At 59.7% G+C, this 19,333-nt stretch carries 17 protein-coding genes and 1 riboswitch; of the genes, 10 read left to right on the top strand and 7 right to left on the bottom strand.

The annotated features are described in order from the left end of the window. Positions 1-2: 2 nt before the first annotated feature. Positions 3-767 carry an HD-GYP domain-containing protein gene (locus NSJP_RS08980; RefSeq protein WP_155970015.1) on the bottom strand — a complete coding sequence of 255 codons (765 nt, stop codon included), beginning with the start codon at positions 765-767 and terminating at the stop codon, positions 3-5. Positions 768-1,153: 386 nt separating this feature from the next. Between NSJP_RS08980 and NSJP_RS08975 the strand changes: the two genes are divergently transcribed. The 4 genes from NSJP_RS08975 to NSJP_RS08960 all read left to right on the top strand — a co-directional run bounded on the left by NSJP_RS08975 (position 1,154) and on the right by NSJP_RS08960 (position 6,362). Then, positions 1,154-1,807 (top strand): hypothetical protein, encoded by a 654-nt coding sequence (locus NSJP_RS08975; protein WP_080886571.1) that lies wholly within the window; start codon positions 1,154-1,156, stop codon positions 1,805-1,807. Beyond that, entirely contained in the window at positions 1,783-2,232 is a 450-nt protein-coding gene (locus NSJP_RS08970) for an HIT family protein (RefSeq protein ID WP_080886570.1), read from the top strand. The genes NSJP_RS08975 and NSJP_RS08970 overlap by 25 nt, the downstream gene beginning before the upstream one ends. 105 nt (positions 2,233-2,337) lie before the next feature. Then, the gene (locus NSJP_RS08965) at positions 2,338-3,654 is read left to right on the top strand and encodes a tetratricopeptide repeat protein (RefSeq protein WP_080886569.1); all 1,317 of its coding nucleotides are present in this window, start codon (positions 2,338-2,340) and stop codon (positions 3,652-3,654) included. Between the two features lie 62 nt (positions 3,655-3,716). Next, positions 3,717-6,362: a sigma 54-interacting transcriptional regulator gene (locus NSJP_RS08960; protein ID WP_080886568.1), complete on the top strand. Its 2,646-nt coding sequence runs from the start codon at positions 3,717-3,719 to the stop codon at positions 6,360-6,362. Positions 6,363-6,374: 12 nt separating this feature from the next. Here NSJP_RS08960 and NSJP_RS08955 read toward each other — a convergent pair whose 3' ends face one another. The 3 genes from NSJP_RS08955 to NSJP_RS08945 all read right to left on the bottom strand — a co-directional run bounded on the left by NSJP_RS08955 (position 6,375) and on the right by NSJP_RS08945 (position 9,013). Continuing rightward, on the bottom strand, positions 6,375-7,577 hold the full coding sequence (locus tag NSJP_RS08955) for a cation:proton antiporter (RefSeq protein ID WP_080886567.1): 1,203 nt from the start codon (positions 7,575-7,577) through the stop codon (positions 6,375-6,377). 83 nt (positions 7,578-7,660) lie between these two features. Further along, a riboswitch (Fluoride riboswitch) is annotated at positions 7,661-7,725 on the bottom strand. Positions 7,726-7,765: 40 nt separating this feature from the next. Then, on the bottom strand, positions 7,766-8,329 hold the full coding sequence (locus tag NSJP_RS08950; RefSeq protein WP_080886566.1) for a GNAT family N-acetyltransferase: 564 nt from the start codon (positions 8,327-8,329) through the stop codon (positions 7,766-7,768). 135 nt (positions 8,330-8,464) lie between these two features. Then, positions 8,465-9,013, bottom strand: a complete 549-nt coding sequence (locus NSJP_RS08945) for a GAF domain-containing protein (RefSeq protein ID WP_172834250.1) — start codon at positions 9,011-9,013, stop codon at positions 8,465-8,467. A 434-nt stretch (positions 9,014-9,447) separates the two neighbouring features. Here NSJP_RS08945 and NSJP_RS08940 point away from each other — a divergent pair, with 434 nt between their 5' ends. The 3 genes from NSJP_RS08940 to NSJP_RS08930 all read left to right on the top strand — a co-directional run bounded on the left by NSJP_RS08940 (position 9,448) and on the right by NSJP_RS08930 (position 13,088). Further along, positions 9,448-10,275 (top strand): OmpA family protein, encoded by an 828-nt coding sequence (locus NSJP_RS08940; RefSeq protein WP_080886564.1) that lies wholly within the window; start codon positions 9,448-9,450, stop codon positions 10,273-10,275. A 93-nt stretch (positions 10,276-10,368) separates the two neighbouring features. Beyond that, positions 10,369-12,495 carry a marine proteobacterial sortase target protein gene (locus tag NSJP_RS08935; protein ID WP_080886563.1) on the top strand — a complete coding sequence of 709 codons (2,127 nt, stop codon included), beginning with the start codon at positions 10,369-10,371 and terminating at the stop codon, positions 12,493-12,495. After that, entirely contained in the window at positions 12,444-13,088 is a 645-nt protein-coding gene (locus NSJP_RS08930; RefSeq protein ID WP_231989521.1) for a class GN sortase, read from the top strand. The genes NSJP_RS08935 and NSJP_RS08930 overlap by 52 nt, the downstream gene beginning before the upstream one ends. Here NSJP_RS08930 and NSJP_RS08925 read toward each other — a convergent pair. From NSJP_RS08925 to NSJP_RS08910, 3 genes are all read right to left on the bottom strand, one after another. After that, on the bottom strand, positions 13,078-13,569 hold the full coding sequence (locus NSJP_RS08925; RefSeq protein WP_080886561.1) for a thermonuclease family protein: 492 nt from the start codon (positions 13,567-13,569) through the stop codon (positions 13,078-13,080). The genes NSJP_RS08930 and NSJP_RS08925 overlap by 11 nt on opposite strands. Before the next feature lie 375 nt (positions 13,570-13,944). Beyond that, positions 13,945-14,250, bottom strand: a complete 306-nt coding sequence (locus NSJP_RS08915; RefSeq protein ID WP_080886559.1) for a hypothetical protein — start codon at positions 14,248-14,250, stop codon at positions 13,945-13,947. A gap of 115 nt (positions 14,251-14,365) precedes the next feature. Next, positions 14,366-14,800 carry a response regulator gene (locus NSJP_RS08910; RefSeq protein ID WP_080886558.1) on the bottom strand — a complete coding sequence of 145 codons (435 nt, stop codon included), beginning with the start codon at positions 14,798-14,800 and terminating at the stop codon, positions 14,366-14,368. Positions 14,801-15,019: 219 nt separating this feature from the next. On the opposite strand from NSJP_RS08910, the gene NSJP_RS08905 reads away from it, so the two are divergent. From NSJP_RS08905 to NSJP_RS08895, 3 genes are all read left to right on the top strand, one after another. Continuing rightward, on the top strand, positions 15,020-15,667 hold the full coding sequence (locus NSJP_RS08905; RefSeq protein WP_080886557.1) for a chemotaxis protein CheB: 648 nt from the start codon (positions 15,020-15,022) through the stop codon (positions 15,665-15,667). A 107-nt stretch (positions 15,668-15,774) separates the two neighbouring features. Then, entirely contained in the window at positions 15,775-18,729 is a 2,955-nt protein-coding gene (locus NSJP_RS08900; RefSeq protein WP_080886556.1) for a chemotaxis protein CheB, read from the top strand. Positions 18,730-18,851: 122 nt separating this feature from the next. After that, the gene (locus NSJP_RS08895; protein ID WP_080886555.1) at positions 18,852-19,289 is read left to right on the top strand and encodes a response regulator; all 438 of its coding nucleotides are present in this window, start codon (positions 18,852-18,854) and stop codon (positions 19,287-19,289) included. Positions 19,290-19,333: the final 44 nt, after the last annotated feature.

Raw genomic sequence — 19,333 nt, 5'->3', positions numbered from 1 at the left:
GCTCACCTCTTCAGCCTGCGGAGCGCCTTGCGATCCATCGGAGTCAGCCGGCGTCCGCGTGCCTCCGCCAGTACGTCGTCGAACGTTCCGTCCGCGGCCAGCCGCGTGAGCGCATCCATGACGTCGGCGCTCACCATGCCGTCCCGCTCCAGCGTCCCCAGATAGGCAAACGCCTCGGGAATCGTTTCCTTTTGGCGCAAGTAATAATCCCGGCCCCGCCGCTGGTTGCTATAGGCCTCGAACTGCTCGCAGGCCACCAGCACTTCTGCCAGCTGCTTGACCCACGGCTCGGCCCCCGCGAGCTTTTCCGGATAATAATAGTAGAGCATCACCGCTTGCATCCAGGGCTCCCATCGGATGCCCAGCTTCTTGATCCCCGAACGGACGGCGCGCAGCCGGCGGGCGAGGCGTCGGGCATACCCCAGCCGCATCTCGACCTGCTCCACCGCCCACGGCGTCATGTCAATCCCGTCCGCCTTCAACTCTTGGCGGTAGCGGGAAAGAAACGCTTCGGTCTCGCGTCCATAGACGGTCTCCGGATGTATGGTCCGCCATTCGCGCGGTCTCGTGGGAATTCCGTGTGCCTTGGCCCAGGACCAAATCTTCCCAAAGAGTCGGCGGTCCAAGCCGGCACGGCCCAAGTCATGCAATAGACAGGCGATCTGATATTGACGCACACGGTCGGGATCGTGGCCCAGGGCTCCGGCAACCGCCGCGCACATCCTGGCCGTCCGCACCGCATGCGGGCGATCGTAGCCCCGGATCACCCTGCCTCTCCGGTGGGGATGCGGATAGTCGTACAGCCGAAGCAATCGCAAAACCAGCGTTCGAGGAATGACCAAGGGAGCGGATCTACGCCTGGATAGTCTCATAGAGGGGAGCAGCGGAAACCGGAATCTGCCTTGGATGCACGGAGAATATCGTCGGCTGAAACGAGGTGTCAAGGCAAGTCCCGTTGAGAAGCCCCTCGCTGAATCACCGGATCTTTGCTATGCTCTGGCCCGCCCTATTCATGATCGCTTCTACTGCAACCGCCGATACGCCGCTGCGACGAGCTTGGCTGCCAGCTTCCGGAAGCCAAGCGGGCAGGCTTGGCGCTGCGGGTAGCCCGTTCGACCGATCGGCTCGCACCTATGTTTCGACAGAGGGAGCCATGCCTAGATCACTTCGACGCCTCACACTGATCGCCGGTTGCTGGGCAGCCTTCATCACCCCCATCATCGCGTCCTCCCTGGCCGTCGCCTCTCCGATCGACCAACTCAGCGACTTGACTGGGAGAGTGTCCGTCGTCGTCACCCTCAAAGGGCGCGACAACTTCAACAGCGAGTACCGGTACGACGTCAGCGCCAAGAACCTGTCCTCCGAAACCTTTGCCGGAGACTCCCTGTATATCGTGCTGGACAAAGTCACCAACATCGGCGGCGAGGAACGCGAAAACCTGAACAGCGATCCGATCCTGAGCCGTATGGACGTGCTGGGACAGGAGGGAGAAACGTCGGACGGAAAGCCCTACTTCAGAATTCCCCCCGGCGCAAATCCCGATCTCGTTCCCTACAGCCAAAGCCTTCCCGTCAGCATCCGGCTTCGCAACAAGGACTACATGATCGTCTTCACGCCTTCGTTCAAGGTCTACGGCGCACGACGCCCCCCGCCCGAACCCAAACAGCAGAGTCAAGCGCAGCCCCCATCGCCATCGACCAACCCGCGCCACCAGGCCCAGGAGCGACAGACGGACAAGCTCATCCAGCTGCTGCTCAAAAAGGGCGTCATTACCGAGGAGGAATGGCGGAAAGCGAACCAACCGTGACCGATCCATCCTGCCGGGCCTGCGGAGGACACTGGCCGGCCACCGACCACTTGGTCATGGACCTGGGCCTCTCCAAGGCCTTTCTGCACGACGACCAATACTTTGCAGGGTGGACGGTCATCGTGTTCAAACGGCATGCGACGGAGCTGTTCCACCTGGCTCCTACGGAACGCATCCAGCTCATGGAAGAAGTGAACGTTGCGGCCAAGGCGCTGGCCGAGACCTTCGGAGCCAAGAAGATCAATTACGAGCTGCTCGGCAACCAACTCCCCCATATCCACTGGCACGTGATTCCTCGACTGGCGGCAGACCCGGCCCCGCTCGAACCGGTCTGGCGCGTCCCGCATGAACCGGTTCGCCTGACCGGCGTCGACCTTCAGGACAGACTTCGGTCCATCGCGGAAGCCCTGGCCAGGCTGCGATAGCCCTCACTGGAGCCATTCAATCCCGGACGAAACGGACCACGATCCTCCAATCGAATGCTATAATGTGCCCGTCTATCACACGAAATCGGAGGGTCACAGGCTTTCATGCATCGATCGGTACCCGTGACCACCCTGGCCGTGTTCTTCACGCTGTTGCTCCCGATCGATCCTTCACATGCTCAGACGACCGATGAGCCGGGCGCCCCACCGCTCCTCGACAGTCCCCCACTCGTCGAGAATCAGCCGCTGGTCGAAAGCCCGCCGCCGGTCGAGAGTCGCCCTCTGACGCCCCCGCCCACAGAAGCGCCGGAGCCACCGGTGACCGCGCAGGAAGAAGACGCCACGCTCGCGCTGAGTGAGCTCCGCAACGCGGCCCGCCTGACACCCCAAAACGCGGAAACCCGTTTGAACCTCGCGCGCGGACTCTATCGAATCGGAGATCTGGACGCTGCGATCGACGAATGCCGCGCCGCGATCAAGCTGAATGCTTCGGATCCGGAGGCGCATTTGCAGCTGGGCGTTCTCCTCATGGCCAAGCAGGACTGGCGAGGAGCCTCGACGGCGTTGAAGGAAGCCATTCAACTGGATTCCACACTGACTCACGCCCATTACAGTCTCGGCAACGTGCACTACACACGCGGAAACGTGAACGCGGCGATCGATTCCTATCGCCAGGCGCTGGAGTTGCAACCGAATTTTCCCGATGCCCGTTATCGCATGGCGCTGCTGCTCAAGCTGGTCAATCACGGCGGGGAAGCGGCGCAATTCATGGAGGAAGCGGCTAAAGGCGGCGTGCCGCAGGCTCAATTTTTTCTGGGCAATGCCTATAAAGCCGGCCAGGGGGTTCAGAAGAATCTGGCGTCCGCCATCTATTGGTGGGCGAAGGCCGAAGAGTTCGGTCACCAGCCGGCCGCTGAGGCCCTGTCGAAGACCAGACGACTGGCGTTGTCGCCCGACCAGCCGGAACGTAGGCGCAAGGAGACACTCGAAGCGTTTCAGGCCTATCAGGAAAGAGTGCAGGTCGAGGTTCTGGAGAAGATCCGGCAAGACCAGGACCTTCAACCATACCAAATCGAAAACGGTGAAACCCTCGGCACCACACTTCTCAAACACAATCGTCCGGACATGGCCGTTCCGCTGCTTCTCAAGGAAGCCTATGCCCTCAGCGAGCCGTCACAGGCCGAACTCGCCAAATTATACGAGACAGGATTAGATCAGCAGCTTCCGCCCTTCGATCCCGTACTACTGGCCTATTTCGAGACGACGGCGGCGGACGGCTTCGTGCCCTCGAAAAAGACCCTGGCCCGTATCTATGGCAAGGGCCTCGGCACAGCGGCGGACCTTCGGAAAGCCAAGGCCGTATTGAAAGGACTTCCGAAGCAGGAGGTGAAGGCCGTGCTCGAGGAGTTCGCAAATCCGTAGCAGGCTGATGCCACTTGAAACCATGTGGCTAAGGGGGTTTTCAATAATCTGCTAAGAGGAACATGGACGGCATTCGATTCTGGCGCCTCTTTATCAGATCGCTTCCGCTCCAGGCACCGGTGATCGGTCTCCTTGCGACACTGTGCGCCCTGTTGCTTCACACCCTGGCACCGGCCACCTTTGCCGCGTTGGAATGGGCTCCGTACGACACCTGGCTGCGTCATCGTTTGCCGATCCAGGCCAGCCCCTCATTGACCATCATCCGGCGCGATCCGGCCGGCGACGATCGGTTCGGCGCCGGTCCGTTGGATCGGATGGTGCTCGCGACCCTCATCACTGCCGCACATGACGCGGGGGCATCGGCCATCGGCCTCGACCATCGGCTCGATTATGCCAGTCCCGCCCAGTTGGACGGCGCCACAAGCGATGCGCTGCTCCTGGAAGCAATGGAGACAGCCGGTCCAGTAGTGTTCGTCCAAGGACTGGACTCGACCCTGTCCTCTGAAGCGGCCATCCACAGCCAGGTCATAGTGGCAACCGAGCCGGATCACGTGACCCGACACATCCCTCTCTTGGCTTCGGTCAATGCACGGACCCTCCCGGCCTTCGGCTCGGTCCTGTACGACCTGTCCCGTCAGAAACAGGCGCCGCGGGCGGAAGCCTTGGCGACGGCATCGGCAGAACCTGTCCTGGTCAACCTGGTTGGCAACGGATCGCTCGATTCACTCCCGACGCTGCCGTTGTCGGCCGTATGGAATGCGGTCCAGCAACGAGACCATGAAGCGCTCGAAGCCTGGTTCAAGGACAAGGTCGCCGTCATCCTCACCGGCGGCGCCGCCGCACAGGACACCTGGCTTCTGCCCACGGGCCAGCCGGTGAGCGGCACGGTCATGCATCTCCACCTGCTCAACAGTCTGCTCACCCACCAACAGCTGCATAAGCCTGGCGCGTTCGCACCATTCACGATCACTCTGCTGATTGCCTCCCTTGTCGGCTGGTGCCTCCTGCGCTATGGGGGATCGACCGGGCTTCTGGCCGCTGGCGCGACGATATCGATCTATCTCGTCCTGCTCATCGCGGCGCTGCCGCTGATGCTCCTGGTCCTTCCGACGGCACTCCCTCTCGTCGCATGCCTGTTTGTCGTGATGGGGAGCACCGCCTGGACTCATTTGACTGCGAGCCAGCGCCTGGTGCTGCTCGAGAGAGACATGCTGCGCATCCGGCAGGATGAGGCGGCGGTGAGAGAATCCCTGACCCGGCACGAGAGCCGGGCCGAGGCGCTGCAGGAAGATCTGGATACGGCAAGGGCCGCTGTCGCCAGATCGGCCGGGGAGCAGGAAGACCTTTCGCGCACGACCGAATCCCTGCGGGCCGACCTGGCGACCGTTCAGTTGCAGGAGCAGGAAGCTCGCCGGCAGCTCGAGCAGTTGGAGCGGCAGCTTCACGGCCTCCGCGAGGCAGGGATACAGGCCGGATCGCTCGGTGACGCGGAACTCGATCACCTCCGATCGGAAAGCCGGCAATTCGGCATCGTCACACAGGATTCGGCACTGCTTCGCCTGTTTCACGACGTCAAGAAGGGATCCAAGTCTCCCCTCACGGTCTTGCTGCTTGGCGAGCCTGGAACGGGGAAGGAACTCTTCGCGCGTGCCGTCCACCGCCTCAGCCCGAGAGCGGGCAGGACCTTCATTGCCGTGAACATGGCCGCCATCTCACCCGAATTGTTCGAGAGCGAACTCTTCGGCCACACGAAAGGCAGCTTCACCGGCGCGACCGCCGACCGGCGCGGCTATTTTGAGCTCGCCAACCATGGGACCATCTTCCTGGACGAGATCGGCGATCTCAGGCTCGACCATCAAAGCAAGTTGCTGCGGGTGCTGCAGGAAAAGTCGTTCTATCGGGTCGGCGCAACCACCGCCACGACGGTGGACGTCCGCGTCGTCGCCGCGACCAATCGGGACCTTCAGCGGGGAGTGTCGGAAGGGTGGTTTCGAGAGGATCTGTATTTCCGGCTGACCGGCTTGATCTTCCGGTTGCCGCCGCTGCGGGAACGGCCCGGCGACATCGCAAGCCTGGCCGAAGCCGCACTGGCCGATATCGCCCGACAACTGGGAAAGCCGCTCCCGAAATTGTCCAACGATGCACTTCGCGCCCTGGAGACACACACATGGCCCGGCAACGTTCGCGAGTTGCGCCATACGCTGGAACGGGCCGTGGCATTGACCGACCAGCCGATCGTGACCGTGCCCGATCTGTACCTCGAATCACGCGGTGCGGCACTGGAGAAGGAGCGCATCTCGCTCTCGCCCGATACGGCCGGCGACAAGGCCGTGCTGGACTGCTTGAGGCGACAGGACTTCGACATGCAGGCCACGGCCAAGACATTGGGATGGGACCGCAGTACCGTCACACAGCGTTTAAAGGGCTTGTGTTTTCAGGCCCTGGTCGAGGCGGACGGCGACCGGTCGAAAGCCGCCTCGAGCGTGGCCGGCGACCCCGGGCAGGTCAGGACCGTCGAGCTCAAACTGACGGACTACTATCAACATTTGCTCTCGGTCATCGAGCCGTGCTCCTCGCCCGATGACGCGCTGATCGAATGTAAACGGCGGTTCAAGAATCTGCCGGACCGCCACTTCCAATCGGTGGAAACATTGGTCCGCCGATGGTTCGCACACCACCATCGCTCGATGCCTCACACGTCCGTCTAACGTCCGCCCGCGCTAGCCTTCGTTGCTCAATCCATTGATCCTGGGCGGCTTGGCCGGTTGATCTCCGGCGGGTAACAAATGGACCGGCAGGAAAAATAAGCCGGCGATCAGCGTGGGGACGACCGCGCTCGCGATCACGGCGGCCACGATATAGGAATACTGCTCCGGCGTGACCAACCCATGGGACAATCCATACAACGATGCGATCGTGCCGAAGGTCAGTCCGGTCGACATCAGCAGCGTGTAGTACCAGCGTTCCCGCGGATCCGTCCGGAATGCGCCGATGACCGGGTACAGTCCCAGAATCTTCGATACCATCTTCGTCGCCAGGAGAATCACGAACACGAGCGGCGCGGTCAGCAACGCCGGGAGCGACACCAGCATTCCCGCACGAAGAAAGTAAAACGGCGTGAGGAATCCCACCGTCAACGTCCGCAATCTCCTCATCCAATGGGCATCCCTGGCCGCGCTGCCGGCCAGGACCATCCCCACCAGATAGGCCGGGACGACCGCTTCACTGCCCGACCAGAGAGCCAGGCTTCCCAGCCCGAACAAGACCAACATGACCCATTTCGTCCTGATGGCGGCCGTACGAAAGGCGAAATGCGTCGTGAGCCAGGCGGTACTGTATGGAAGCGTCCCGAGTACGATGACCGTCCCCGCAACGAACACGAACGTTTTGTACGTCAGGGGGGCGAACAGGAGCCCGAGCGCGATCACGGAACTCAGGTCGTTCACGAAACACGCGCCGAGCATCCCCTTGCCGAATTCCGTCTTGTTGAAGCCGGTGTCCAGCATCACGGCATAGATCACCGCCGTGGAAGTCGTCGATAAGGCGATCCCGCAGAGCCAACTTGCGTCGGCGTTCCAGCCGAGCACATAGTGGGCGGCCGCAGCCGTACCGACAAGAGGAGCGGCAAACCCGATCAGACCTACGACGCTCACTTCAGCGAGTTTCAGTCGCAGGACGTCGGGATCCAATTCCGCCCCGGCCAAAAACGTGAGGACGACGGCGCCGGAGGCCGCGAGAAACCGCAGCCACTCCGCGTCGGCGGCCAGCAGGGCCGTCGAGCCGAAGAGACTCAACGCGGCCGCGGCCAGCGTTCCGACGCAAATCTCGATCAACGCAATCGACAGGCGAAGACGGGACGCGATGAGGGAGGAGACGACGGCGAGGGCGAGCCACAGGGCGACCGTAAAGAAGACCGATTCCATCGGGAGTCCTCCATTCCGGCCAGCATTCGACTGCGTCAGACCGGTCGTCGCCACGATGGCGACAGACCCCACGGCTGCGGCAATACGACGTAGGAGTCATCAGCCTGGCCGTGGCGGTTATACGGGGGACCCCATCCCCTGTAGACATCGCGAGTATACGCGAACCGCACGGGAAATACCCAGCGGATTTACAGATGCGGCGGCGAGTCGATCAAGGAGCGGAACATGACGATCGCGTCCTGGTATGAACCGTCGTTCTTCCGCACCGCGCCGGGAACCATGCCGAGTTGGGAGAAACCCAACCGCTCCCACAGCCGACGCGCACGGAGGTTCTCAGAGAACACAAGGTTGAAAATCACGCTGCGGTAGCCCAGTTGCCTGGCATAATCCAGCATCGTCGTCCCCAGCAGCCAACCCAGCCCGGTACCGCGCCACGCAGGCGCCACGATGAATCCCGCATTCGCGACGTGCCCTGCCCGCCCGGGCCAGTTGGGTTTCAGATAAAAGGCACCGGCCATGTGATGTGCTTGGTCACGATCGGGGCCGTACGCCGCAACCGTCGTTTTCCCGCGGAACCAGTAGTCCATGAATTCGTCGTGATCGGGAAAGCGGTCATGCGGGTAGGAATTGCCTTCCTCCACGATGACGCGATAGAGCGACCGTAGCGGCTCGACGTCATGCTCCCCTGCCAACACCAATTGGACAGGTGAGGCATCTTTCAATCTCGCGTCAGAAGGAAAGGTCAGCGCCATGTGCTGCGACACCGTAGGTCGATCGTGGCCTTGCGTTCACAGAGCAGACAGACACGTCGCGCACGTTGGATCCGGAGTTTGTGCATGGATTCAGCGGGCCCGGAAGAGAAAAACGACCCGACGGCACTCGTCCGATCAGGCCTTCGCCAGCACCAACGCCGCGGCAGCGGCCAACTGCTCGACACCCTCTTGCTCGTGTCGAGTGGGAGTCCGTCGGCTTCGAAAATACGTGCCGAAGGTTCCGAGGACGGTGCCCGTGCGGGACTTAATCGGCATGCTCCATGCGCCGACGAAACCCAAGGAGATCGGCAGATGGCGAAGTTCGGCCCATCGATCGTCGGCGCAGAAATCCTGAGTAATGACGACCGATCCCGTGGCCGCCGCAACAGAACAGGTCCCGACCATTGGATCAGGCTTCAAACGATCGATCGCACGCAAATAGTCCGCAGGCAGATTGGGAGATGCGCCGTTGCGGAGCAGTCCATCCTCATCGAGGACAAGAATCGAAACGGAGCAACCGGGTCCAGCCAAGAATTCTCCCGCCTTCGCCAGACAAGTCAGTATCTCATGGCGGGGTATTCCGCCGCTCAACATCTGTTGCACGTATAGGCTTGCTTCCTGAATAAATTGTTCGCTCTGCGTGGAAGGAGTGGCTAGCTGAGGTTCGGCTTGTCGAACTTGCATTGTCGGTAGACCGTCCTCTCTATCCATCATCTTGAACCGACAAGCCGGTTCCTACTCCACATATTTTATACGTGGCGATGAGACACCCGCAATCCGTAGCGAGTCAGTGTGCCAGCCGAAGCACGGAAGTTTGTCATTCCGGTTACCGTTAGAGACATCCGCCGCGGGGCCATCCCCGCATGACCTGCCGGATCGTCCGCCCCCGCAAGAAATTATCTTATCCTTCCATATGCTAACTAATTAATTTTATTCATCTCTTTCTGATTTCCTCGGTCTTGAGCATCGGCATCTCCGTTGCTCAACAGGCTTGGCATCGGCACAAGGCAGACGGCTGGAAAGGAGGGAAGATCGTGTCAAGCCGAGCGCTGCCAGGATGAGCCGGCCATTGCATAACGAACCACTGACTTCAATTGAACCAATAAGGAGATGCCGCCATGTCAAAAAGTCCGTCACAGGTCACATCCGGCCCAATCACGCCGGTGATTTCAGGCCCTAAGAAAGATAAGGAAGTCCTCCTGTTCTCCGGGCTCATCGTGAGCCTCGCCGTAATCATCGGAGGGTTCTGGTACTACAGTTCGATCGAGCACACGACCGCCGCCGTTCCCGACCGCCTGACCGGGACCGAGGTCAGCAATGCGCTGAAAGGCACGGTTCAGCCGGTCGCCACGCCCGTTTCTCTTCCTGCGACCAAGAGTCAGGAGGCCTCACAGACCCCGTCCGCTCCGGACATCATCCACCGCGACCTGTACTTCGAGGTCGGCCGCAAGGGACTGACCGATGAAGCCAAGTCGATCATTCAGCAGCAGGCGGTCCTGCTCACGAACGACGGCGATCTGGGCGTCCTCGTCCAGGGTTACACCGACCGGCAGGGATCGGCCGGCTATAACCTGGCACTGGGCCTGAAGCGGGCCGAAGCGGTGAAAACCGAATTGATGAGCGCCGGCGTGGCGGAGCACCAAATCAAGACGGTGAGCCTGGGAAAAGAAGGGGTGCTCTGCATCGACAACAGCGACGTCTGCCGGCAGATGAATCGCCGCGTCCACTTGGAGATCCGGACGATCGGTCAGGAGCACATGGCCCCGCCGGTCATCGCGACCACGCCGGAGCCTTCAGCATCTGTTGAGACGACGCAAGCCTCGGCCGAGCCGCAGCCATCATCGGAGGACCAAAGCTCCTTGAGCGAGATCCTCATTCCTTCCGCCGGCGCCGCACAACCGTCCGATCCGAACGGCACAACCCTCGAACCGGCTTCCGGAAGCTGATGACCATGCCGGACACCGCTCCTGCATGAGGCGCGAGCCTCATGCAGGAGCGGTCCGCGCCGCGCTTTGCACATCCGACGACATGAGGACCGCATGACATCTCACTCGCTCACACGCACATCGACGTTCAGATCCGCGACACGGCTATTGGGAACCTGTCTGCTCGCTACATTGGGGTTGCTGTCCGCAGGCCTTCCGGCATTGCTGGCCTGCGGGGAAGAACCACGTGCTTCGGACGCCGCTTCACATCTGATCGGACTGAAGGACGTCACTCAGGGCACCCTGCTCTTCAAGACGGGCCAATCCGGTCGCTACCTCCCTGCACCGATTCTTCACACCGACGTCCGGATCACCGTCACCGGTACGATCGTTCGAGCAAAACTGACGCAAGCATTCATCAATCCATCTCATGAGAAGGACGCCTGGGCGGAAGGGGTGTATGTGTTTCCGCTTCCCGAGACCGCCGCGGTCGATCATCTGCGCATGACGGTGGGAGATCGCACGATCGAAGGAGAGATCAAGGAACGGACGGAAGCCAAGAAGGTCTACGAACAGTCCAAACGGGAAGGCAAGCGCGCGGGCTTGGTCGAGCAGGAGCGGCCGAATATCTTCACGACCTCCGTGGCGAACATCGCGCCGGGTGATCGGATCATGGTCGAAATCGAGTATCAGGAGACGGTCCGGTACGATCAGGGCACCTATTCGATCCGTTTCCCCATGGTCGTCGGGCCACGCTACATCCCCGGCACGCCGGTCGTCATGGAGGACCAGCCCCCCGTATTGGGCTGGTCGCTCGATACGGATCGCGTGACGGACGCGTCACGGATCGCCCCGCCGGTCGCGCGGCCAGAGCATCCGATCAATCCGGTCAGCCTCACTGTCGATCTGGCAGCCGGATTTCTTCCTGCTCTGATCAAGTCTCCCTCCCATCCCATCCTCGTCGTGACGGAGCCGGACGGGCGGCGTCAGATCAGTTTGCGGGATGAACAGACTCCAGCCGATCGTGATTTTGTCTTGCAGTGGACCGCCGCCGCGGAAAGCACCCCGATCGCGACGGCCTTCACTCAGCAGCAGGGCGAGGCCTCGTACGCTCTCCTCATGCTCACGCCTCCGGCATGGCCGGATCAGCCACGGGCCGCTCAACCGCGCGAGGTCATTTTCGTGATCGACACGTCGGGCTCCATGGCAGGGACATCCATCGAACAGGCCAAAGCCGCGCTGCAGACGGCCTTGAGCCGCCTGACGGCGCAGGACCGCTTCAACGTCATCCAATTCAACAACGTCACGCGCGTGCTGTTCTCGGAGCCGCAGTCCGTCACTACGACGACGATCAGAAAGGCGGTCCACTATGTGGAACGGCTCCATGCCGACGGCGGCACGGAGATTCTCCCCGCGCTCAAGACGGCCCTCAAAGGCACGGCGCCCGCCACGCACGTGCGTCAAGTCGTCTTCCTCACCGACGGCCAGGTCGGCAACGAGGATGAACTCTTCGGCACCATACGAGACCAGCTCGGCACGAGCCGGTTATTCACCATCGGCATCGGCTCGGCGCCGAACAGCCACTTCATGCGGAAGGCTGCCGAATTCGGGCGAGGCACCTTTACCTATGTCGGCAGTGCGAGCGACGTCCGGATGCACATGGATGCGATGCTCAGAAAACTGGAACGGCCGGTGCTGACGGACGTCACCGTGGATGGGCTGGATCAAGCGGATGAACTGTTCCCGGCACGCATCCCGGATCTCTACGAGGGTGAGCCGATCGTCCTGGCGGTGAAAGGTGCGCGCTTGCCGGCCACCGTCACGCTTCGCGGTGTGCTCGGACGAACGCCCTGGACCTCGACGGTGTCACTCACAACTGGTTCACCCCGCGAAGGACTCGCCGTCCATTGGGCGCGCCGCAAGATCGATGCGCTCATGGACCGTCAACAATATGGGCAGGAAGATCCGGCTGTCCGGCAAGCCGTGCTCGACGTGGCGTTGGCCCATCATCTGGTCAGCACATACACGAGCTTGGTCGCAGTCGACCATGAGCCGGTTCGACCGACCGACAAGACGCTCGCGATGCATATGCTGAAGACCAACCTGCCGGCGGGACAAGATTTTCAGGCGATCTTCGGATTGCCGAGAACCGCGACCTCGGCGCAGCTGCAGATCTTCGTCGGAACCGCATGTCTGATACTGGCGTGGCTGACATGGCGATGGCGGCGGCAGGCATCCTGAGCCGGCGTCACCCGCTTGGCGGATGGACCGTGATCCTGATCGCCTGTTTGATCGCAGCCGGATCATGGCAGATCGGACAAGCGGTCTGGACCTATGCGAAGGCCGGGCTTGCGCAGTTTCTGCTGCAGCGAGCCTGGTCACGCAGCCTGGCGGCAAACGAAGCGGTGCCGCCCTGGCCCTGGGCCGATACCTGGCCGGTTGCGAGGATGACGGTTCCGTCACGACACAGAGACCTGATCGTCTTGAATGGGGCGTACGGCCGCACGTTGGCGTTTGGGCCGGGCTATGTCGAATCCAGCGCCTTCCCCGGCGCGCCGGGTACCACGATTCTGACCGGCCATCGGGATACGCATTTTGCGTTCTTGAAGCAGCTCCAGCTTGGTGAATCGCTCACGATTCACACGCTCGACGGCCGGACCCGCTCCTATCGTGTCACAGAACGCCGGATCGCCGACAGCCGAACGGACAGGATTGCACTCGACGCGGACCGTCAGGCGCTGGTCTTGGTGACCTGCTATCCGTTCGATACGCCGATACCTGGCGGGCCGTTGCGGTGGATCGTTGAAGCGGAAGAAGACCGGACTACCTTCTGACCTTGGCCTGCTGCTTCCATTCCCAGGGCGGAATCGGTTTCGGATCCGACCACAGGCCTTTTCCACCGGCCCGGGCCAGCTCTTCGAGCAGTTCGAGGCGCTGATCGGCCGCAGGTGATCGTTTCCACCAAGCCAGCCCTTCCTTGAGCAACTCGCGCCCGAGACTCCGCCCGTCATGCAGGACGACCTCGGCGGACAAACGCTTTTGCTTGTCGGCTGCAAGCCCGCGAATGATCACGTCGCGGTTGGCGACGAAGGCCGTCGTGACCCGTTTGGCTTGTTTGCCGTAGGGCTGCGTCAGCTGAGGACAATCGATGTCCTTGATGTAAATCGTCTCCGTCCGCCCGCTGTGCCGGATCGTCAACCGGTCACCCTCTTCGATACTGATGACCTTGGCGACGAGTTCAGCGGCAGAGAGGTCGGACAGCGCCGCAAACGTGCCGAGGATGACGAGGGCGAAAGCGAAGGAATGACGCACCATGCCCCATGCTAGCGCCGATGGGTCCACCCCGCCAACACTTTTCTCTCATCCGTGCCCCGCACGATTCGCGAAATACGGGTGTCCTTTCCGCGGGGAGCGGGAATCCGGGCAAGGCCTTCTCCAGCAACGTGCCTTGCTTGAGGGATGGATGTCCGCTTTCGCGGACATGACGCAAGAGGACATTCACACCGGTCACTTGCACGAGAATTTGTCCGATCGAATCGATGTCACGGCGGAACTCCGGAAGGAACCGGACGACCAGATCGAACCATTTGTCGCCTTCGTACACCTGGGTGACCGTCGAAGCCGGGCCATCCCGGGATCGACAATGCTACGTGCCGGGGGATTGCTCAGATACGAAACGTGCGGAGGATTTCATGCAAAGGCCGGGCGGGCCTCATGAAGGGAAGTGCCGGAGAACGGCTGAAGCCTGGTTCCCCGAGCGGCGGGATCGAAGAGCGGCGGGGAAAAATGGCCCGAAGACGCCAACTCGGGTTCGGCGGTTTCCCGAACTTCGTCGAGGTCAGGCTCCAGGGCCTGGGGAAGATCCGGCAGGCTGTTCCGTAAGTCGTCGGTCAGATCAAAATTATCCGCGAACGAAAGTCCGCCGGTAAAGAACCAGATGGCGATGATGACCAGCACCTTGGCCCGTCCCGGATGATTCATCGCCATGAACGACATGGCCCAGTCTACGCGAACAGGACTCCGGGCGCCATCCATTCAATCATTCGGTCGGCGAAGTCCAAACGGCTATCAGCTCACAGGGCGCCGTATGTCTGAAAAAAGGAAGAGAAGCTCACAGAGAAGCGTCTTTGCTACCTGGACTGACAACGGCCAGGGCTTTGCGGATCGCACCGATGAGATCATCGCCACTGATCCGTGACTTCGTCAGGTAGGCCTGTGCGCCATTTGTCCTGGCCAATTGGGCGAGAGATGTATGAATGAGACGGGAGAGCACAATGACGGCGATCCTGGGATAGCGGACCCGGGGAACCAGTTGCACCAGGACTTGAAATCCCGACATGTCCGGCAGGTCCAGTTCGAGCACCACGCAATCAACCCGTCGTGAATTGCATAAGGAGAGTCCGGTTTCTCCGTCCTCTGCTTCGAGGACGACATAATCCGGCGCATCCTGCCGGATCCTCGTCGCCCAATACGTTCGATCCGTCTTGTTGCCGTCAATCAGGAGGATAGTCGTGGAAGGGGGAAAGGAATCGATGCCCTCACTCATTCGTCAGCTCACAACTCCGGAGAGGGAACCGAAAACGTTCTTCATAACGAAAACTCAGTGGCGTATTATCGAAGCATCGACGAGGAGTGTCAAGATTCTCGGTCACCTGGATTACATAATTTATTCAGGTATTTAGAGGCTCATTGTGATTCCTCTGTGAATTCCCTCTAGAGATCCTCCCAGCTATTAGCCGCCGGTAAAACCTATAGTCTTAATCTCATGACACTTCCTCTCGTCAAAAAACGGAAGCATGTCTTCCATCCGCGGACCGTGAACCAGAACGGGGTAAAGCGAGACATCATCGTCGTGGGAGCATCCGCCGGTGGGATCATGGTCTTGCAGCAGATATTTAGCGAGCTACCGGACGACATGTCCGTCGTCATCGCGGTCGTTCTGCATCGTGGCGCAAGCCCAGGTCAACTCGCGAGCGTACTGAGCGCCCCCTCGAAGTGGCCCGTCATAGAACCTGAGAACGGAACCCTGATGAAGCCTCGAAACGTCTACCTGGCTCCTGCCGATCACCATTTGTGCTTCGAGAATGGGAGATTTTCCGTGGATCGCGGCCCCAAGGAACACGGCACCAGGCCTGCCGTCGATCCGTTATTCCGGTCGGCAGCGGCTCAATACCGCCATCGCGTCGTTGCACTCGTTCTCACCGGATGCGGTGACGACGGAGTGGGAGGATCCATCAGCATCAAGGCCCATGGAGGAATCTGCCTTGCCCAAGACCCGGATGAATCCTATATGCCCTCCATGCCCCAAAATGCCATCAGATACGATGACATCGATCAAATTCTCTCCGTGTCTGACATGGTCCCGGTCCTGAGGTCCTTGGCAAACGGAGAAGAGGTCAGACCCGCCGCATGAATCACCTCCGGGGAAAAGTTCCGTACATTTCGCTTCATACTGACTTGTATTAGTCAAAGTACCCGCCTACAATTCCATCCTCTTTCCTTCATACTCTCGAAGCGGATATGGCACGCTCCAGACGCTCCACAACCCCGAAAAAATTCCCCAAACCCTTGGGAGTTCAGCATTCAAAGGCCAGACGACCGAGTGGCCCGGAATATGTTGTGGGAATGGGAGGATCCGCTGGAGCGCTTGAAGCCTTCGAGCAATTCTTCTCACATATGCCCGATAATTCAGGCATCGCATTCGTCCTGGTGCCACACCTCGACCCGACCCACAAGGGCATGATGCCTGAGCTCCTCAAACGCTCGACAACGATCCCCGTCTTCGAGGCCTCCGACGGCCTGACGGTTCGGAGAAATTGCATCTATATCGTCCCTCCCAACAAGGAAATGCTCATCGCGCACGGTAAACTACAGCTATCGGAATTCACGGCTCCGCGCGGGTCTCGCAATCCGATCGATTTCTTTCTCCGCCACTTGGCCGAGGACCAGCAAGGCCGCGCAGTGGCCATTCTGATGTCCGGCATGGGTAGCGACGGCAAACTGGGCGTGAAGGCGGTGAAAGAGCACACGGGTCTGGTGATGGTGCAAGAACCCCTGACCGCCAAGTACGACAGCATGCCCAAAGGCGCCATCGACACCGGGGTTGTGGATTACGTCGCGCCACCGCAGGAACTTCCCCTCAAGCTGATGGCGTACGTCACTCATAGCACAAGAGTTCGCCAGGACCAGGCTCTCGTTGACCGGACGCCGAACGGACTTTCAAAGATCTACGCGCTGTTGCGAGCCCACACCGAGCATGATTTCTCGTTTTACAAGAAGAATACGATCTATCGCCGCATCGAGCGTCGGATGAACGTCCATCAGATCAGCAGTTTGGGGAAGTATGCGCATTTTCTGCAATCGAACCCGCAAGAGATCGATCTTCTATTCAAGGAGCTGTTGATCGGCGTAACCAATTTTTTCCGGGACCCAGATTCATTTGTGGCCCTGAGAGAAAAAGTGTTGCCGGTCATCCTGAAGAACAAGTCTCGGGGCTCGTCGGTGCGAGTCTGGATACCAGGATGTTCGACTGGAGAAGAGGCCTATTCCGTCGCGATCGTCATTCGCGAATGTCTGGAGCATCTCAAACTGGATGGCGCCCTGAAAGTCCAAATATTTGCGACTGACATCGACAAAGACGCCGTCGACCGCGCTCGTCAGGGATACTTCGGACATGACATTGACGCCAATGTGGCGCCTGAGCGGTTGCAACGATTTTTCTCGCGGGAGGACGGCGGGTACCGCATCAACAAACAAATACGCGAGATGGTGGTCTTTGCCCCCCAAAACATGATCATGGATCCTCCCTTCACCAAGTTGGATCTGCTCTGTTGCCGAAATCTCCTCATTTACTTTACCGCTGATCTCCAGAAGAAACTCCTGCCTCTCTTTCATTATTCTCTGGCTTCGGGCGGAGTCCTCTTCCTCGGCTCTTCGGAAACGATCGGCGGATTCGGCGACCTCTTTCTCGCGTTGGACAACAAATGGAAGATTTTTCAGAGACGCGAGTCCACGGCCGCGCAAGCGGCAAAAGTGGAAATCCCCTCCTCGTTGTTTCCCCGTCCGGGCCTGGGACGGAAGCAGCACAAGTCCCATCCTCAGATCGACATTCCGCTCCCGGACGTCTCGAGAGAATTGTTGCTCGAACGGTTCGCTCCCCCGGCCGTGCTGGTGAATGAAAGCGGAGATATTCTCTATGTTCATGGGCGTACCGGAAAATTCCTGGAACCGGCATCCGGGGAAGCCAACATGAATGTGTTCGCCATGGCACGGGAAGGATTGCGCTTGGAACTGGGCGGACTCGTCCGGAAGGCCCTCCTCCATCAGAAGGAAATGGTTGCCTCCGGCATACGAGTGCAAATGAACGGCGGATATGGTTTGGTCACAGCCACGGTGCGGCCCCTCAAAGGTCAGCCCGGATACAGAGGATTGGCGCTCATAGCCTTTGAGTATCAGACTGAACAAAAGAGCGGCCGCGACAAGATGCCTCCGGTCTTGACCCACAAGGCCGGCAAGGTTGTGGAAGAATTGAAACGCGAACTGCGCTATACCCGAGAACAGTTGCAAACGACCGTGGAAGAAATGGAAACCTCGCAGGAAGAGCTCAAGTCGGCCAACGAAGAACTGCAATCGACCAACGAGGAGCTGCAAAGCACCAACGAAGAATTGACGACGTCGAAGGAAGAAATGCAATCACTGAACGAAGAACTTGTCACGGTGAACTCCGAGCTTCAGCAGAAGATCGAAGATTTGTCGCAGTCCAACAGCGACATGAGAAATCTTTTGAACAGCACCGATATCGCGACCATCTTCGTGGATAGCGGACTGAACGTGAAACGGTTCACTCCCCAAACGGCCAAGGTGATCAACCTCATCCATACCGACATCGGTCGTCCGCTTACGGATATCGCGACCAATTTGAAATACGACGTACTCTCGGATGACGTGAAGGGCGTGATCGAAACGCTATTGCCCAAGGAGATTGAGGTTGAGACCAAGGCCGGTCAGTGGTATCTGATGCGGGTCTCTCCCTATCGGACACTGGAAAATGTCATTGACGGCGCCGTGGTCACGTTTACCAACGTCACGAGCAGCAAGCATGCGGATCAATCCCTCCTGAAAAGTGACGGCGCGATTCACAAAATAGTCAGCTCGATGCCCGTCATGCTGATGGCATGGGATGCGAACGACAGGATTATTGCCTGGAACCAGGAAGCGGAGCGCGTGACCGGCTATTCACATGCTGAAATCACCCAGAGCCCGGACGCCAATGGCCTGTTATTCCCCGATCCTTCGTATCGGGCGAAAGTACTGGCAGAACGTCGAAGCCGCGATGGAGATTCCCGCGACTGGGATATTTCAGTGACTTGCAAGGACGGCATGGCGAAAGTACTGCGATGGTCGAGTATTTCCAAGCACTTTCCAGTTGCAGGATGGGACGGATGGTGGATCGCAGCTGAAAGCCGGCAAGGGTAAGACCGATAAAGGCAGGCTTTCCTCTCTCAATCTCAAGTTTTCCCCTAGAGATTGTCCCAGTCGGAACCTCCCTAATTTATCGCCATAATTGCGATAGCATCGCACGATTATTCCTGTCCTAGATGGCGAACGATTGGTCGGCATCTATCCTCCTCATCGACGGCAATCATCGAGAGCGGGAGTATTATGCGCACCGTCTCAGGATGAGTTCGCCGGAATACGAAATATTCCAAGCGTTGGACGGACAATCAGGCCTTCAATACTGCCAGGAACGGCTGTTCGATTGCGTGGTACTTGAGCTCAATTTACCGGACATGTCCGGATTTGAGGTGTTGCTGAAATTGGTTCCTCGGCCACGATGCCCGGAGATTCCAGTCGTGGTCCTGACTCAGCTTGCCAATGAAGCTCTGCTCAAGGCGGCACTCGTAAATGGGGCCCGCGCCTGTCTGCAAAAGAACTTCACCTCCGGCGACCTCCTTGAGGAAGCGATCCTCAAGGCCATGGCTACCGTAGGCACTCTCCGAAAAGAGCAGGGAGATTTCAATCAAAGTCTGATGTGATTCGCATCCTCGTTCTGCGGACTTCAAGACGATCGTCACGACCA

This window comes from Nitrospira japonica (genome assembly GCF_900169565.1).
Taxonomy (GTDB): domain Bacteria; phylum Nitrospirota; class Nitrospiria; order Nitrospirales; family Nitrospiraceae; genus Nitrospira_C; species Nitrospira_C japonica_A.
The sequence above is the reverse complement of the archived record's forward strand: the minus strand, read 5'-3'. Positions and strand labels throughout refer to the sequence as shown.

Coding starts and splice junctions, on each gene's coding strand:
- NSJP_RS08975 (WP_080886571.1), top strand. CDS start 1,154: ATGCCTAGATCACTTCGACGCCTCACACTGATCGCCGGTTGCTGGGCA.
- NSJP_RS08965 (WP_080886569.1), top strand. CDS start 2,338: ATGCATCGATCGGTACCCGTGACCACCCTGGCCGTGTTCTTCACGCTG.
- NSJP_RS08930 (WP_231989521.1), top strand. CDS start 12,444: ATGTCTGATACTGGCGTGGCTGACATGGCGATGGCGGCGGCAGGCATC.
- NSJP_RS08970 (WP_080886570.1), top strand. CDS start 1,783: ATGGCGGAAAGCGAACCAACCGTGACCGATCCATCCTGCCGGGCCTGC.
- NSJP_RS08910 (WP_080886558.1), bottom strand. CDS start 14,800: ATGAGTGAGGGCATCGATTCCTTTCCCCCTTCCACGACTATCCTCCTG.
- NSJP_RS08960 (WP_080886568.1), top strand. CDS start 3,717: ATGGACGGCATTCGATTCTGGCGCCTCTTTATCAGATCGCTTCCGCTC.
- NSJP_RS08940 (WP_080886564.1), top strand. CDS start 9,448: ATGTCAAAAAGTCCGTCACAGGTCACATCCGGCCCAATCACGCCGGTG.
- NSJP_RS08905 (WP_080886557.1), top strand. CDS start 15,020: ATGACACTTCCTCTCGTCAAAAAACGGAAGCATGTCTTCCATCCGCGG.
- NSJP_RS08945 (WP_172834250.1), bottom strand. CDS start 9,013: ATGCAAGTTCGACAAGCCGAACCTCAGCTAGCCACTCCTTCCACGCAG.
- NSJP_RS08900 (WP_080886556.1), top strand. CDS start 15,775: ATGGCACGCTCCAGACGCTCCACAACCCCGAAAAAATTCCCCAAACCC.
- NSJP_RS08935 (WP_080886563.1), top strand. CDS start 10,369: ATGACATCTCACTCGCTCACACGCACATCGACGTTCAGATCCGCGACA.
- NSJP_RS08955 (WP_080886567.1), bottom strand. CDS start 7,577: ATGGAATCGGTCTTCTTTACGGTCGCCCTGTGGCTCGCCCTCGCCGTC.
- NSJP_RS08925 (WP_080886561.1), bottom strand. CDS start 13,569: ATGGTGCGTCATTCCTTCGCTTTCGCCCTCGTCATCCTCGGCACGTTT.
- NSJP_RS08915 (WP_080886559.1), bottom strand. CDS start 14,250: ATGTCGTTCATGGCGATGAATCATCCGGGACGGGCCAAGGTGCTGGTC.
- NSJP_RS08895 (WP_080886555.1), top strand. CDS start 18,852: ATGGCGAACGATTGGTCGGCATCTATCCTCCTCATCGACGGCAATCAT.
- NSJP_RS08950 (WP_080886566.1), bottom strand. CDS start 8,329: ATGGCGCTGACCTTTCCTTCTGACGCGAGATTGAAAGATGCCTCACCT.